Below are 14,205 nucleotides of genomic sequence, written 5' to 3' on the forward strand. Positions count from 1 at the left end.
TCTTCAGGTCGCGCATGAAGGCTTGCAGGCCTTCGGTCACGTCCTTGACGTAGGTCGCGGTGATCGAGCGGTCCACCGCCCACTTGTGCGCGTAGAGGATGGCGTCCATGACGATGTCCAGCGTGCGCACGCGGGTGACGAACTTCCATTTCGCATCGCTGGACAGCGTGCGGTTGCCCCACAATCGGTAGCCGTCATCGCGAATGATCGTGGTGATGTTGGCGTTGTTCAGCAGGTTGGCCCGGCAGGACGCATCGCCGTCGAGAAACTCGATCGGGCGCGTGGTGCCGGTGATGCCGACAAATTCCTTGTTCGACGGCGAGGCCCAGAAACCGTAGGTGGCATCGGTCCAGGCAAACAGGCCAGCGGTCCAGGCCGAGGCCGGTGCGTTGACCGTGGCACTGGTTCCGGTGTCCCAGAACTGCACACCCGGATCGACCATGTAGGCGTGTTTGCTGCCGAAGTTGCCGGCATAGGCGATCGCGGCCTCGTCGGTGGTGTTCGGCCCGTCGATGATGGCCATGGCCCGCATCTTGTCGCCCAGTGCCACCAGCTCGGTGGCCACCGCCAGCGTCGCCGAGTACCCCGGGGTCACCAACAACCGTGGCTGGGCGTTGAACTTGCTTTTGCCGTTGAGCAACGCCTGCATGCCGGTCCGGGTGCCGTCGGCCCAAACCCCGCCGATGATCGCCGACAACTGTTCGGCCGGATCCGTCAGCAACGGCACACCGACGGCGACAATCACCGCTTTGGATCGCTTGAAAATCGCCTTGCAGTCCTGGGTGATCGCCGCGTCCGGCCCCCAGGCGGCGACCGCTTCGCTTTCGCGGGTGATCAGCAGCAGTTCGTTGGCGGCAGCCGTGGCCGGCGGCCCCACGGTGAAGGTGTTGCACAGGCCGATGATCGATGCGGACGGGGTGGCGATGTGGCGTGCCCCGGTGTCCACCAGGGTCACGGTGACGCCGTGAAAAAAACTCATAGAGTGATGCTCCAGAAACGAAAAAGCCCCGCATAAGCGAGGCTGTGAGTGACGTGACGCGTAACGGAAAAGAAAACGCCCCGGCAATGCGGGGCGTCAGGGGGTCTGCTGATCCGGTTTATCCGGCCACTCCATCGTCCGGGGCCAACCCACTTGCTGCGGCACTTCACTCAGCTCGATGCGGTAGAACTTCCAGGCACTCAAGTCCTCGACCTGCTCGGCAGTGGCCACGCCCAGATCGACCGCATCCTGCAGCGGCGCTACAACCAGGCCGGCTTCGTGCATCAGCCGTTGCTGCTGAGCCTTTGCCGCAGGCAACAACGCCGCGTCCGATGGCGGCTCATACGCAGCGATCTCGCCATACTCACCGGCTACCACACGCGCGTAGATCTCCGGGCCGTAACTGGTCGAGTCGTCGGGTGTGGCCGTGAAGGGAATAGCGCCCAGCTCTTTGGTGACCAGCACCAGGTTGATGGCCGTGTGTGCCACATCAGCCCATTGCGGGGTCAACACATTGGTGTAGTTCATCATGCAATCCTCTTGCAAACGGTCGTTGAATAGGAAGCGCCGTCGCCACTATTCGCCGAGGCCCCCTGCAACACCCAAGTACCGGCGGGAGCGCCATAGTTCATCCCCGCAGTATTCGCCCAGCCCAGAGAGCCACCTGCCAAAATAGTCCCCGGCCCCATCGCGACGCCACCGCCTCCGACGACAACAAACAGTCCATAGGTGCCCACTTCGCCCGCGCCAAAACCGGCAATGGCACCGCGCACTTTTTCTGCACCAATGGCGTCAGTCCACATCGCGCCCATATCAGAAGCGTCGACAGTCACGTTGATCGCATTTAAAGCCGTCCAACCCAGCTTTATCACGTTCGTTAGCTGTCCAGCTCCCGTGCCCTGTTGAACGGGGGTAAAGCCTAACGAAGGCTGATACGCGGCGGGATCAAAATTGCTTTCGGTCCAGAGCCTCCCGAAATCCTGCGCATCAACCTGTATTTTTATTTCGCCCGAGGCGTTTTCATAGCCAATGTAGATTTTATTGGGGTCCTGACCCGCCCCCCCGCCTTGCTGCACGGGAGTGAAACCCAGTGCCGCCTGGTACGCAGCAGGGTCAAAGTTACTAGTGTCCCAACTCGTTACCCACGCACTGAATACGAAACCATCTAGGGTCTGAACACCGCCACGGGTATAAGTTGTGCCGCTGCTATAGCCGATGATTTGTTGCCAGAGGGTGTCTTGACTGACCGCTACCAGCATGGGGGAAAACTCACCACCAGCTGGAATGTTCAGACCACTGTTCACCCGGTAAATACCCGCGGCGGTGATTGTGTTTAGATCGGTGCCTTCGGGAAGGACAATCCCTCCCTGGCCCCAGCCATATGCCCCCGCGAGCAATACACGGCCAGGGGTGTCATCTTGGGGAGAGGTTTGTTTAACCAGATTGCTGGTATCCCAATTGTGATGCCACTCCGTCCAGGTGCCTGTTGCAAAGTCTTCAATACGATAGCGATAGCACATCGCATTGTCCTTCGCGTGAACCTCCTGGTACGCCAAATTTCCAAAAGACCGCTCCATATGGGTGACGAAGCCATGGGTGCTGCCGTTGGGGAAATCGGGCCTATTCAAAAAGTCAGCGGCGTACGTGTAAGTCCCGCCGACCTGAGCGGCGTTGAAGTCTTTAGCAGGTAACTCGGGCGCCCTGGCACCGACGCCAAACGCGCCGGTGAGCAGCACACGACCCGCCGTGGTATCTGTGCTGTTCGCTTGTTTGACGAGAGTCTTGCTGTCCCACTGCTGCAACCACTCGCCCCACACGTCGCTGCCGTCATCGGTGCGAATGAACAGCGCTGAGTTCAAAACCGCAAACTGCGTCCGCTGACCCGATGTCTCTACCTGCCAACCAACGGCGTCATAGCCCGTACCAGGCACTGCACCGACCGCAGCGTCCGTAAACCCAAAAAACTGCGTGCCTTGCAAGGCATCGAGATCCCCAACCATCGGCCCTTGGACGCCCAAGCCGAAGGCCCCGACTTCCATGAGCCTTTGCGGCGTCGTGTCGGTTGGACTCGATTGCGCATCATGGGTCGCGGCTGATCCCAGCCCGAGGTTGTCGCGCGCCTCGACCACATCCGTCAGATCGGCAAGGTTTTCCGCTTTGTCCAGGGCATCGGTGATGCCGTAGCCGTCCAGGGTCGTCGGGTTGGTACCGGCGATCACCCGCCCGAGGGCATCGACGGTGACACTGCGAAACGTGCCAACGCCCGACCCGTTGCCACCCGCGATCATTTCRAACTGCAAGCCGGTRGTGCCSAGSGTRATCGGCGCGTCGGTGACCARYTGCCAGAGGCTGTCGCCGTTRGTCGTRCCCTGCTCGACGTGGATAAACAACCCCGGTGTCACTTCCARGCTGTTGTCGGCATCGGCGGCCCGCGTCCAGCCTTCGGCRCTGACGACATASAGRCCGTTGTCCTGRGCYTSKGYCTGGGCRGTCACCAGCACGCGGTCACCGACGACCACGGCCACGTCATCRATGGTCTGCACGTTGTTCAGGGTGATGGCAGCCGTGGCCGCGACCCGTGCTGACTGTTTGTGATCCAGYTTGGCCAGCGCTTCGCTGATCGCGAGATCGACGTATTCACGGGTGGCCAGCACCACCGCCGGGTCGATCTTCAGCACGATGTTTGCCGAGCTGCTGACGATGAAGTTCATCCGCACCACTTGGGTCTTACCCGTGCCTTGGGCCAACAACGGTTTATAGCTCGGCGCACAGTTGGCCACCGCCACCAGATCACCGTCGACGTCGTACAGGCCCATCTCGCGAATCCACTCACCGCCGACTTCCGGCGGAATGATCTGTTCGGTGATCACGGTATTGGGATTGGCCGGATCGACGCGGATCTGGTTGATCGGCGCCCGGCGCCACTCGTTGATCAACTGGGTTTGCAGGCGATCAGGAATCGGGTCGGTGCCGTTGGCATCGCCCAGGCCCATCTCGGTGAACATCCAGTCCAGGCCCAAGGCGATGGCATTGGCGTGCTTGGCTTCACCGACCGCCGTGAGAATGGCAAAAAACTGACTGGTCTTATCAATCATAGGGATAAACGTCCAAAGTATCGGTTTCATCGACGCAGAGCGCCGGGCCAAAAGTGCCGGTCACGTCGATGTCTTGCGGGACCGGCGGGTACACGTCGATCTCTTCGCCCTCTTCAACGCACACGGCAATGCCCAGCACCCCCTCGGTCTGCAGACTGAGCGCCAGGTTGGTCATGTGCCGGCTGACCGGGCGGGCGTCGTCGATCAACCACGCCAGCTCCTCGTGCAGTTCTTCGGTGATGCCCGAGTCATTCAGCCCCACCTCCAGGGCGAAGGTGCCCGGCACGCCCTCCGGCACGGTGTTGAACCACTCCACGACATCGATCAGGTAGCCCAAGGGCTCGACCACTCGGCGCAACGCACCGATGGTGCCTTTGCGTGCATGCACGTCGTACGCCGAACGGATCGCCGTGCGCTTGGCCTCCTGGGTCCAGTTGTTGTTCCAGCGGTCCACCGACCAGGCCGAGGCCAGGTACGGCAACAAGTGTTCGGGGCAGGTGTCGGCGTTGTACAAACTGCGCAGCGGGATCAGCGTGTTTTCATAGTTGGCCGCTTCCACGGCCAGCTCCAGCGGCGTGCTGTTGAGCGGTAACTGAGTGCTCATATCAGGCCCCCAGCGTTACGCTGTAGCCCGTGCAATACGCCGCCTCGGCCTTACTCGGTTTGAGGTCGGTCCAGCCCAGCAACTCAACCCGGGCGATGCCCGGAATGTGCAATTGCGCATCGATCCCCGAGCGCGCCACTTCCAGCCCCAGGCGGCGGCGTGGGTTGATCCACTCGCTCAGGCGTTTCTCGCTTTCCGCCAGATAGGCTTCGTTTTCCGGACCGGGTGCCTGCGGGTACAGCACCGCTTCAATGTGGTAGTCGATGACCACAGCGCTCTGCACCGTGAGGCGGTCGGCCACCGGCCGCACCTCCTCGTCATTCAGGTGCAACCGGACCTCCTCGAGCAGCTCGGGCGAGGCGGCGCCACTGCCTTCCAGGCTGAGCACGGTGACCACTACCACGGCCGGCGACGGACTTTCCGCCGTGGCGTCGGCGACCAGACCCGAGGCGTTGCGTGCATGCAGGATGTAGCTGTTACGCGGCCCCGCCGTGGTCAACCCCTCATACGAGAGCTGCACCCGCTCGCGCAGGGCATCGTCTTCTTCGAGCACCTGCGGCGTCGGCGGCACCGTGCTTGGATCTCCCGCCTGAATCACCAGGCGCTGCAGGTTGACGTTGGCGGCCAGATGATCGAGGTCGGCACGCTCGGCATGGGCCAACAGCAAGGCCTTGCCGGCGTCGTTGACCCGCGCCCGGTTCTGCAAGGCGCCATAGGCGGCCTGTTCGATCAGCTTGAGCACCGGGTCGCTCTCCAGCTCGGCGCTCCAGTTGTCGCCCATGCTCAGGCGGAAGGCTTCCAGTTTCTCCTGGTAGACGACCTCGAAGTCGAGGTCCTCCAGCACTTGCGGCGGCGGCAGGGCCGCCAGTTCCATGGTCATGCGGACACCTCCAAGGTCACGTCGCTGCCCAGGTACTGCCCGGTCAGCTCAAAGGTGATGCGCCCGTCGAGGATGGCCACGGCGCGCACCCGGCCCAGTTTCAGACGTGGCTCCCAACGCCCCAGCGTGCTGGCCACTTCCGCCTGCACGGCACTTTTCCAGCCGTCATTCACCGGCAGGTCGACAAAGCGCCGCAGCTTGCTGCCGTACTCCGGGCGCATGCGCCGGCTGCCCAAGGGCGTGGACAAGATGTCCTCGATGGACTGGCGCAGGTGATCGAGGCCGGAAATGAGTTGGCCGGTGTGGCGGTCCAGTCCGATCATCCCGATCATGGGATCAGCCCTCGACCGCGACAAAATCCTTGCGGCCCTGCAAATACTCGATCGCGACCGTGTCATCTGAGGCCACCGCGACCTGGCCCTTTTCGACTTTCAAAGTGCGCTCGGCCTCCAGCAGAATCAGCACCCGCGAGGTGTACAGCGTGTCGCGGAAGAAGCTCAGCGTGGCCGGTGCGGGCGCGTCAGTGTCGGTCGGGACTGCCTTGGTCTTACTCGTCATGCTTTTTCTCCAGACATGAAAAAGCCCGCGCGCGGCGGGCCAAAGTGAATGTTCACTCAATGCGAGTGGTTGCTGCTGTTGCCGCCGGCATCCATGATCGTGCCGGCGCCGCTGATGTCGCCGGATACGCTCAGCGCACCGTCGATGCTCACCTCACCCACCAGGGTGATCTGGCTGGCGATCACCCGGACCTGATCCGGTGTCACCTCGAACAACGCCCCGCCGACACTGATCGTCGCGCGGGTGCCGTTGGGCAGGTCAATGCTGTAGCTGCCGGCTTCCCAGTCGTAGACCAGTGAACCGCCATCATCGAAGTACCACGCCTCGACGTGATCGCGGTTGTCCGGCGGGGCCCCGGCGCTGCCATACAGCCCCGGGATAAAGGTGCCCATGGCCGGATCCCCGCTCGGGCTGAATAGCGCGCCCTGCTCATTCAGGCTCGGCGCGCGCCAATGGCGAGCCTTGCCCGCCGCCAGGCTGTGCCAACGCACCCAGGCACTGACCCAGGTACCGGCCTTGACCCGCACCCGGCCGGCACTTAGATCGACGCCGACCACCACGCAGGGCATCAGCATGGCGGCAATCATCCGGTCGTGTTCGGCGCTGGCGTATCCCATGCCAGATCCTCCGGCTGAAAGTAGTGGTCTTCGTTGCCGATACCGGTGCAGCCATCGACGTTCAGGTACAGCGTGCCAGGAGGCTCGACCGGCCAAAGCCACTCGACTTCACCGAGGTAGATCTGCTGGGTCCACTCCACCATCCATACGGTGTAACCATCCAGCTCCGGCTTGGTCCAGTCCTGGCGCGAGGCCACAAACTGCGCTTGCTCGACGTTGTCCAGTCCCCAGGTCTGCCCCCGTAGGAGGATCGCTATTTGCGCCGCCAATTGGGCACCCAGTTGCTGATGGCGGGCTAACTCGGGCGCGACAATGACCCGCGCCTCAAAGCGCTGGACCAGTACCGTTTCACCGGTACCGATGTCCTGTCCGGGCTCAAACTCAACCGGCTCCAGAAACACCGCCGGCAGCGCCACCCGGTCCTGAATGTCCGGACAGGTCGCGACAAATCGCACTGTCGGCAGCGCTTGGCGGAGGTGTTCCTCGATGGCGGCGTACAACGCATCCAGCGAAAAGGCAGGATCAGACACGGACGCTCCCCTTCAGGTATTTATGCAGTTCAAAGTTCATCTCCTGTTTGAACACGACCAGCAGGCGCTCATCAGCTTTGTTGGCCCAGGTGTAAAAAGGCTCTTCGGCGTCTTCGAGCGAAACCTTGGCCTTGGCCAGTGGAAAACGATTGTCGTTTTCCGCGATCCAGCCCGAACTCGTGCCTCCACCCGCGGACGCGGTGCTGCCGGGATAGTCATCCGGGTTGAAATGTTTGCTGGAGGTACGAATCCAGATATCCGCCTTGTTGCCATACACACGTTTATAAAACGCGCCCTGATAACGCCGCCCCGCCACCGAAACACCAGCCTTGCCCTGGCGGGGATTCCCTATCCGGCTGGCCTCCATCGGGTTGGTACCGAACCAGAGTTTGCCCAACTGGCCTGGGCCTTTGATGGGATAACTGCGTAAGCGCTGACGCACGGCCCGCACGGCAATCCGCTCCTGTTTGCTGACATCGCGCGCCATGTGCGTGGCCAGCCAGCCCAACGTCTTGTTGATCGCCCGCCGTTGCGCCGCGACCACGGCCTTGGGCATCACCTTGGCCAGCTGTTCAAAAGCCTGCACATCGTCAGCAGAAAGCTGCAGAGAAACCGGCACGGCACTCATGCTTTTAACCTCAGCGACAAGGCCACCAGACCATCACCCGCTGGTTCCAGGTGAGTCAGGGTGTACTCGCCACCACCGTCCAGGACGGGCAATTCGATCAGCACCGTCTGCGTTTTTTCCACGCCCGCCGCATCGGCCACCCGAATGTGAAAACACGGCTCGCGCAAGCCGGTGTTCAAGCGTCCGATTTTGGGCTGCAACCAGGGCGCCGAGAACATGCCCAGCAAGCGGCGACCTTCGATGTAGCCGACATCGGCCAGGGTGTCGAATACCACACTGTCGATTTCCGCGACCAGGTCTCGAAAGGCCATGGTCAGAGCGTCAGCAGGATCTGCGCCCGAGGACGGGTGCACAGGTGCAGCGGGTTGGACTGAGCCTCACCGGCCATGCCCTTGTTGAACGGCAGTGGCTCCAGCTTGCTGTAATACGGCAGGCCTTGGGTGTTGGCGGTTTCCATGTAGTCCGCCGGGGCAAAACAGGAGATGTACAGATCCGGCACGCCTTCCGGAATCAGCAGTGCTTGATCGTCATGGATAAAGGTCACACCGGCGATGCGCCCGCGGTAGCGCTCCCAGACAATGCCGCCGAGCTCGAAACTGTCCCGCGCATCGCCGCGCAACTCAGCTGCCTGGATCGTATTGAGGTAGGTTTCTTCAACCGATTTGTGCGTGATCAGCTTGTTCCAGAAGTTCTTGCCGCAGAACGCTCGCGCCCCGGAACTGGTGACACTGCCGAGCTCGTCATCCTGCATGTCCAATGCTTCGGCGCACTTGACCCGAATTTTGGTGGCCGAGTCATTCAGGCCCATGGACAAGCTTTGTTGCTGCACACCAAACGCCTGATAAATGTTCAGCAGGACCGTCGAGCCATCCGCGTCCAGCACCAGGCCGTTCAGCGCGCCCATGCGTTGGAATTCATGAGTAGCATCGAGCTGACGCTTGGCTTTGCTCAGGCGCGTATTCACTACGCCCTGCACAGCCTGCAGTTCGGTCGTCGTACCAAAGGCACGAATGCCCTGAATCTCATCGGCTTTGATGGTGAACCGCTGCGGCAGGTGCACGGTGTTGAACGGGATCATCTGACGCTTGCTGGCCCCCACGACCAGACCCGAGGTACCGCGCTCACCCGCCGGCACCAGCGCCAGAGTGTTGCCGTCCTTTTCGATCTGCACGGTCAGGGTGGTGATGCCTTCCTCGCGAAACAGGCCCAGGCTGCTGATGCGGCCTGGCAAGTATTCCTGCTCATTGATCGCCGCAGTCAGCGAGGACACAGAAAAAACATCGTCGGTAAAAATGCCAATATCGGCCATGAAGGGACTCTCCAGAAAAGCAAAACCCCGCACAGGGCGGGGTTGGGTAAGGGGGACAGGAGCAAACAAAAAACTTAGCGGATGATCACAAACTGGGTAGCCAACGAAGCCTCGGCGACAGCATCGAGGCCGGTCAAATGTGCCTCGCTGACCTCAGCCAGTCGCACCACCGCACTGGCTCGACGCTCCTCGGTCGATTCGCCCAGCGGCCCGTACAAGATGCAGGCCGCCACTTCGGTGCCGTCAGTGGCGACGGGATCGTAGGGCGCAAACTCATTGGTCGCGGTGACCAGCCCCAGCACCTGGCCGGCATTCAAGGCGGCGCCAGCCGCCACCAGAATGGATTCACGAGAGATCTTCCCGGCTCCTTCGGAGAGCAGAAACTCGCCAGCGTGTAGCGTTTCGTACTTTACGGTCATACTCGTGCTCCTTTTGCAGATTTGGATTGCCCCACGTGAGCCGCCTGACGGGCCGCCCAGATCGACGGAGGATCCGGTTGTTTCGCCAGCACCTTCGGTGCCGGGTCGTGATTGAGGGGCAAGCTGTTGTCGATTTCAAAACCGTTGCCACTGCTGACGATCTTGTCGAACAACCGAGCCCGTACCGCAGGTGCATCTAGCCCTGCCGCGACATATTCGGCGCTGAACTCAGGCAACCGTGCCGCGACGCACAGGTCATGCACTGCCTTGGCCCGGGTCAGACCCGCCTGGACGATTTCTTCGCTTTCAAGCTTGGTCGAGCTGAGCAGCGGCGCGACCAGGCTACTGATCCCCGACTCGGCACAACGCTGAGTGATCATCAACGCCAGCGTGGCCGAGTCGACCACAGGCGCGGGTGCGGGTGGATCGTGCGGCTCCAACTCCGGAGCCGGCTCGGGCGCCTCATCAAGTTGAGCCAGCAGTTCGGCCGGTGCGTGCTGGTAACGCTGGAGCACCGTGCCCTGCCCGAGGCAGGCCTTAACCGCAACGCCATCGCCGACCTCATCGGCCAAGCCAAGGGCCACCGCTTCATTGGCGGTCAACCAGGTTTCAGCGGCCACCAAACCTCGCAGTTCCGCCTCATCGATGTCCGGGGCCTTGGCCTTGTAGGCCGCGATGATCGCCTCCATGGTTTGATCGAGAACATCGGCCACCTTGCGAAAGCTATCGGCGTCGCCCGCCGCGTAGGTCCACGGATTGTGAATCATCAACATGGCGTTGGACGCGATCACCACCTTGTGTGCACCGCACACCGCGACACTGGCCGCGCTCGCGGCCAACGCATCGATTCGTGCCGTGCACCGCTCGCCCAACCGTGACAACGTGTTGTGCATAGCCAATCCGTCAAACAGGTCGCCGCCGATGCTGTTGAACGCCGCGATGACCGGCGACACCCCGTCATCCACGGCGCGTAGATCCTGCATAAACTGACTGGCGGTAATGCCCCAGGTACCAATCTCGCCATACACAAAGACTTCAATCACGCGCTCAGTGGCTTCGCCGCTGGCGTGCACGGCGTACCAGGTTTTGTCCTGCACCGGCACCCGCTGACCGGCCCTGTTGTAAATGCGCGCAGGCGTGTTCTTGCTCATGTTTGCTCCTTGTCGTCGAGCGCCTGAAGCAGTTCGACGAGCGTGCTGTAGTTGAGGCCCTTGCCCCGAGCTCGTTCGGCATCGGCGGCGTTTTCTTCGTCCACCGTTTCGGCGTCATAACCGGTGCGCAGGACCATCTCGCTGCGCGAGGCAAAGCCCGCGTTGACTTCCATCGTGCGTGACTGAACATCCTGAACCGGATGGATATAGGCCCAGCCTTGTGGCACCCAGCGCGTACGCAGGTATTCACGACGGCGCTGGGCGTAGTCCGGCAACAACACAGCACCACTGAGCACCGCCATGTCCATCCAGGCCGCACGCACCGGGCGACACAACTGGTGCACATACACACCAAATTGCAGTTGCTCCAGACGCCGCCGGAACTCAGTGAGCACCACGCGCAGTGCGCGGTCATTCACGTCACGCATGTCGCCGGTGAGGATCTCGTACGGCATCCCGGCGCCGGCCGCTGCCGCCATCAATTGCTGACGCATGAAGTCGGGATAGTTGTTGCCGGCATCCGGTGGCGTGGAAAACTCGACCTCCTCCCCCGGCAACAACTCCTGCATGGTCCCGGGCTCCAACGCCACCATGGGCGTGAAGCCATCCGAAGCGAGGTTCAGCGGCGCGCCGGTGACGGGATCGATCGGGGTCTGGATGTCATCCGGTGACGGCTTCTTGATGAAGCCGGCGAACAGGTTGGCGACCTCCTGGCGGAACAACACCGCATCGTCGTAGTTGTCCAGGCTGCGCAGACGCTTGAGCACCGGTGACAAGCGTGGCAAGCCGCGCAACTGACCCGGTTCGACCGGCTCAAAGATGTGCAGCACCTGACTGGCCGGTACGCGCACCAGCTGGTTGTAGCCACTGTTCAACGACGAGGCATCGCCGGGATGCGAGCGGTACATCCAGTACGCCACCCGGCGGCTGTCCGGAGCGAACTCGATGCCGGCGCGAATGATGTTGCCGTTACGCGCCATCTCGAACTTGTCGTGTGGGACAAACTCCGGGGCCAGCACCTGAAGTTGCAACGGCACTACTAGCCCCTCATCGAGGCTGCGCGGACGCAGGCGGACAAAACATTCGCCGGCCGTTTCCACCGTGCGGGCGATCAGGGCCTGCTGCCCATAGAAGTCGGTCAGGCCATCGGCGTCCGACTCTTCGGCCCAATCGGCCCAAAGCTCCTGCAACAGATGCCGAAGGTCATCGTCTTGGGTTTTCGGCCGTGGCGTGATGCCGGTACCGATCAGGTTGCTGACCCGTTTATCAATGACGTTAAAGGCGTACGGGTCGTTGCGCACCGCCGCCCGAGAACGTGAGCGCAGGTTGCGCAACGCCGGAATGGCAATGCTGTTGAAGCCGGCGTCGGGGGCATCCCAACTCGCGGACCGACGTCCTTCGGCGGCCCCTTCGTAACTGGCCTTGATGTTCGACGGGATCAGGAAACCGCTACGGCCCAAAGTGGGAAACTGATGAGCCATTACAGTCCCTTGCCTCCATGGTAAAGCCGCACGATGCGCGACCGAGGACCGGCCGCCGCGATCAGCGAGCTGCGAATTTCGTCGCGTGCCCTGAGCAGTTCGTCGATGTCGCGGTACTCAACGTTTCGATCCGCGTAGCGCACGATTTTTTCACCGCGCGCGATTGCCTTCTCGACCGCATCGAGTTGCTGTTGGGTAAAGGCCATGGGAATCGCTCTAAAGTAAAAAGACAACGTGGTGTGCAACTGCGCGTTTTCACTCAGCGTCGTTTTTTGAGGTAGCCGCTGCTGGAGCTTCGACGCTGTGGGGGCCGTGCAATCGGCAGCGGTGCTGCTGCCAGTTTGGCCGGTGGCGGTACGGGATCAGCAGGTTGTTGCCGTGGTGTTACCGGAGCGCTGACACGTTCGACCGTGACGGATTTTTCACCCGGTGGCGCCGTTTGAAACAGAGCGTTTCTCACCCGCGCCCAGTCGTGTTCCTTGTAGCGGTTCAGCCCCAGGTAATGCGCCATCGCCAAGCTGTACACCATCAGATCGAGGGCCTCATTGCGCTCAGCCTTGCCCTTGACCCATTCAATTTTTTTGTAGCCTTTGACGTAGCGGGTCACCTTGCGCTCGGCAACGCACTGAGCGAAAAAATCGTCCGGCAGGTCGTTGGCAAAGTGCAACGCGCCGGGACCGTCTTCCACCGGATAGCGGTTGTAAATCCAGTCCTTGGCGGTGTCGGTGCCGATGAACCACAGCTCCACACCCTTGCGCTCGGTCAGGCCTTTCCAGGTAACGTCCATCATCGATGGCCGCTGCGCAATCACCGGACGACCCGGCTTGCTCGCGCCCTTGACGGCGAAGATGTTGCGCCAGCGCCGCAGCCGACAGAACTGGTACACCTCATCGGTGTGATTGCCGCCGGAGTCGATGCCGGCCGCCCGGATCGTCAGCTGCGCACCACACGGATGCGGATAACGCGCCTTGAGTTTGTCATCGAGCACCGACCAGGTTCGTTCATCGGAGGGGTCGCCCCAGATCACCTGATAGTCGATGATCCAGCGCTCCATGCCGGCGCCCCACCCGACTACCAAGAACTCCAGCCGGTTGGCTTGTACGTCGACCGAGGCCGTGAGCATCAGCACGGCGGACGGCATCGAACCCAGACCATAAGTTTCCAAGCGTGCCCGAGCCATCAGGACATCAGCTTTCGTTTGCTCTTGGGCACTGTCCCAAACCTTGGCCAGACGGGTGTTATAGAACACCTGCATGGGTTCAAGATCACCGCGGGACATGGCTTTTTTGGCCTTCTCGAACTGCTTTCCCAGCGAGGCCCAGCCGGTCCAACCCGGTGGCGAGTACAACGCATTGAGGTTGAAGCCGACGGTTTCACCATCGCCCTCGGCATGCGCGCGCCACTCGCCCTTGGCCAACATCTCACCCTTGTGATGTTCTTCGATCAATACATCACAATCAGGCCCGGCGCACTCGTAGTGCACCAGCTGACAATCCGCCGAGTAATGCAGGCGCTCCCATTCGAGGACTTGCATGTGCCCGCAATTCGGGCACGGCACATAGTAAAAACGCTGATCGCTGGACTCGAATAGATCGGCAATGCGCGAGGCGCCTCTGATCGTCGGCGAACTGGAAAAGTAGAACTTGGCGTTACGGCCAAAGGTACTGCCCCGGGTTTCAGCCAACTCAATGGGATCGCCCTCCTCCCCGACGTCCACCACCCAGCGATCCACTTCATCACCATAGATGTAGCGGGCCGACAGCTCCGACAGGTTTGCCGCCGAGCCGGCGGTGGTGATGTACAACGAGCCGCCTTCGAACTCCTTGGTGTCCATGGTGTTGCGCGCATCGCGTGCACGGTTGGCTGCCACCCGTTCGCGCAACACCGGGGTGGCCTTGATGGTCTTGCCGATGCGCGACGAGACCCGTTTGGCCAACCCCAGGCTGGGCAACAG

The 14,205-nt window shown here is 61.8% G+C and carries 17 protein-coding genes; all 17 read right to left on the bottom strand.

The window, feature by feature from the left end; all coding sequences use genetic code 11:
* A partial coding sequence (locus AC1DWM_RS29195; RefSeq protein WP_477796781.1) for a phage tail sheath subtilisin-like domain-containing protein occupies positions 1-979 on the bottom strand: 979 nt, incomplete at its 3' end.
* 96 nt (positions 980-1,075) lie between these two features.
* Complete coding sequence (locus tag AC1DWM_RS29200; protein ID WP_477796782.1) at positions 1,076-1,510, bottom strand: tail fiber assembly protein; 435 nt, start codon at positions 1,508-1,510, stop codon at positions 1,076-1,078.
* Positions 1,507-4,074 (bottom strand): phage tail-collar fiber domain-containing protein, encoded by a 2,568-nt coding sequence (locus tag AC1DWM_RS29205; RefSeq protein WP_477796783.1) that lies wholly within the window; start codon positions 4,072-4,074, stop codon positions 1,507-1,509. Before AC1DWM_RS29205 ends, AC1DWM_RS29200 begins: the two co-directional genes overlap by 4 nt.
* On the bottom strand, positions 4,067-4,678 hold the full coding sequence (locus AC1DWM_RS29210; RefSeq protein ID WP_477796784.1) for a phage tail protein I: 612 nt from the start codon (positions 4,676-4,678) through the stop codon (positions 4,067-4,069). The genes AC1DWM_RS29205 and AC1DWM_RS29210 overlap by 8 nt, the downstream gene beginning before the upstream one ends.
* Before the next feature lies 1 nt (position 4,679).
* Entirely contained in the window at positions 4,680-5,558 is an 879-nt protein-coding gene (locus AC1DWM_RS29215) for a baseplate assembly protein (protein ID WP_477796785.1), read from the bottom strand.
* Entirely contained in the window at positions 5,555-5,881 is a 327-nt protein-coding gene (locus AC1DWM_RS29220) for a GPW/gp25 family protein (protein WP_159390409.1), read from the bottom strand. Before AC1DWM_RS29220 ends, AC1DWM_RS29215 begins: the two co-directional genes overlap by 4 nt.
* Before the next feature lie 13 nt (positions 5,882-5,894).
* Complete coding sequence (locus tag AC1DWM_RS29225; protein WP_477796786.1) at positions 5,895-6,116, bottom strand: hypothetical protein; 222 nt, start codon at positions 6,114-6,116, stop codon at positions 5,895-5,897.
* Between the two features lie 56 nt (positions 6,117-6,172).
* Entirely contained in the window at positions 6,173-6,733 is a 561-nt protein-coding gene (locus AC1DWM_RS29230; RefSeq protein WP_477796787.1) for a phage baseplate assembly protein V, read from the bottom strand.
* The gene (locus AC1DWM_RS29235) at positions 6,700-7,263 is read right to left on the bottom strand and encodes a hypothetical protein (protein ID WP_477796788.1); all 564 of its coding nucleotides are present in this window, start codon (positions 7,261-7,263) and stop codon (positions 6,700-6,702) included. The genes AC1DWM_RS29230 and AC1DWM_RS29235 overlap by 34 nt, the downstream gene beginning before the upstream one ends.
* A complete protein-coding gene (locus AC1DWM_RS29240) occupies positions 7,256-7,891 on the bottom strand; it encodes a phage tail protein (RefSeq protein WP_477796789.1) in 636 nt (211 codons plus the stop codon). The genes AC1DWM_RS29235 and AC1DWM_RS29240 overlap by 8 nt, the downstream gene beginning before the upstream one ends.
* Positions 7,888-8,202 carry a head-tail joining protein gene (locus tag AC1DWM_RS29245; RefSeq protein ID WP_477796790.1) on the bottom strand — a complete coding sequence of 105 codons (315 nt, stop codon included), beginning with the start codon at positions 8,200-8,202 and terminating at the stop codon, positions 7,888-7,890. Before AC1DWM_RS29245 ends, AC1DWM_RS29240 begins: the two co-directional genes overlap by 4 nt.
* A gap of 2 nt (positions 8,203-8,204) precedes the next feature.
* The gene (locus AC1DWM_RS29250) at positions 8,205-9,200 is read right to left on the bottom strand and encodes a major capsid protein (protein ID WP_477796791.1); all 996 of its coding nucleotides are present in this window, start codon (positions 9,198-9,200) and stop codon (positions 8,205-8,207) included.
* Between the two features lie 74 nt (positions 9,201-9,274).
* Entirely contained in the window at positions 9,275-9,619 is a 345-nt protein-coding gene (locus tag AC1DWM_RS29255; RefSeq protein ID WP_477796792.1) for a head decoration protein, read from the bottom strand.
* A complete protein-coding gene (locus AC1DWM_RS29260) occupies positions 9,616-10,770 on the bottom strand; it encodes a head maturation protease, ClpP-related (protein WP_477796793.1) in 1,155 nt (384 codons plus the stop codon). Before AC1DWM_RS29260 ends, AC1DWM_RS29255 begins: the two co-directional genes overlap by 4 nt.
* Positions 10,767-12,251 carry a phage portal protein gene (locus tag AC1DWM_RS29265; RefSeq protein ID WP_477796794.1) on the bottom strand — a complete coding sequence of 495 codons (1,485 nt, stop codon included), beginning with the start codon at positions 12,249-12,251 and terminating at the stop codon, positions 10,767-10,769. The genes AC1DWM_RS29260 and AC1DWM_RS29265 overlap by 4 nt, the downstream gene beginning before the upstream one ends.
* Positions 12,251-12,457, bottom strand: coding sequence for a phage head-tail joining protein (locus tag AC1DWM_RS29270; protein WP_027923826.1), 207 nt, complete (start codon positions 12,455-12,457; stop codon positions 12,251-12,253). Before AC1DWM_RS29270 ends, AC1DWM_RS29265 begins: the two co-directional genes overlap by 1 nt.
* A 53-nt stretch (positions 12,458-12,510) precedes the next feature.
* The coding region (locus AC1DWM_RS29275; RefSeq protein ID WP_477796795.1) for a phage terminase large subunit family protein at positions 12,511-14,205 on the bottom strand (1,695 nt) is incomplete at its 5' end.

The organism is Pseudomonas sp. P4_C8 (assembly GCF_056401975.1).

Bases quoted from the DNA above. Each gene is read 5' to 3' on its own strand.
- AC1DWM_RS29200 (WP_477796782.1), bottom strand. From the start codon at position 1,510: ATGATGAACTACACCAATGTGTTGACCCCGCAATGGGCTGATGTGGCA.
- AC1DWM_RS29210 (WP_477796784.1), bottom strand. From the start codon at position 4,678: ATGAGCACTCAGTTACCGCTCAACAGCACGCCGCTGGAGCTGGCCGTG.
- AC1DWM_RS29215 (WP_477796785.1), bottom strand. From the start codon at position 5,558: ATGACCATGGAACTGGCGGCCCTGCCGCCGCCGCAAGTGCTGGAGGAC.
- AC1DWM_RS29220 (WP_159390409.1), bottom strand. From the start codon at position 5,881: ATGATCGGACTGGACCGCCACACCGGCCAACTCATTTCCGGCCTCGAT.
- AC1DWM_RS29225 (WP_477796786.1), bottom strand. From the start codon at position 6,116: ATGACGAGTAAGACCAAGGCAGTCCCGACCGACACTGACGCGCCCGCA.
- AC1DWM_RS29230 (WP_477796787.1), bottom strand. From the start codon at position 6,733: ATGGGATACGCCAGCGCCGAACACGACCGGATGATTGCCGCCATGCTG.
- AC1DWM_RS29240 (WP_477796789.1), bottom strand. From the start codon at position 7,891: ATGAGTGCCGTGCCGGTTTCTCTGCAGCTTTCTGCTGACGATGTGCAG.
- AC1DWM_RS29245 (WP_477796790.1), bottom strand. From the start codon at position 8,202: ATGGCCTTTCGAGACCTGGTCGCGGAAATCGACAGTGTGGTATTCGAC.
- AC1DWM_RS29250 (WP_477796791.1), bottom strand. From the start codon at position 9,200: ATGGCCGATATTGGCATTTTTACCGACGATGTTTTTTCTGTGTCCTCG.
- AC1DWM_RS29255 (WP_477796792.1), bottom strand. From the start codon at position 9,619: ATGACCGTAAAGTACGAAACGCTACACGCTGGCGAGTTTCTGCTCTCC.
- AC1DWM_RS29260 (WP_477796793.1), bottom strand. From the start codon at position 10,770: ATGAGCAAGAACACGCCTGCGCGCATTTACAACAGGGCCGGTCAGCGG.
- AC1DWM_RS29265 (WP_477796794.1), bottom strand. From the start codon at position 12,251: ATGGCTCATCAGTTTCCCACTTTGGGCCGTAGCGGTTTCCTGATCCCG.
- AC1DWM_RS29270 (WP_027923826.1), bottom strand. From the start codon at position 12,457: ATGGCCTTTACCCAACAGCAACTCGATGCGGTCGAGAAGGCAATCGCG.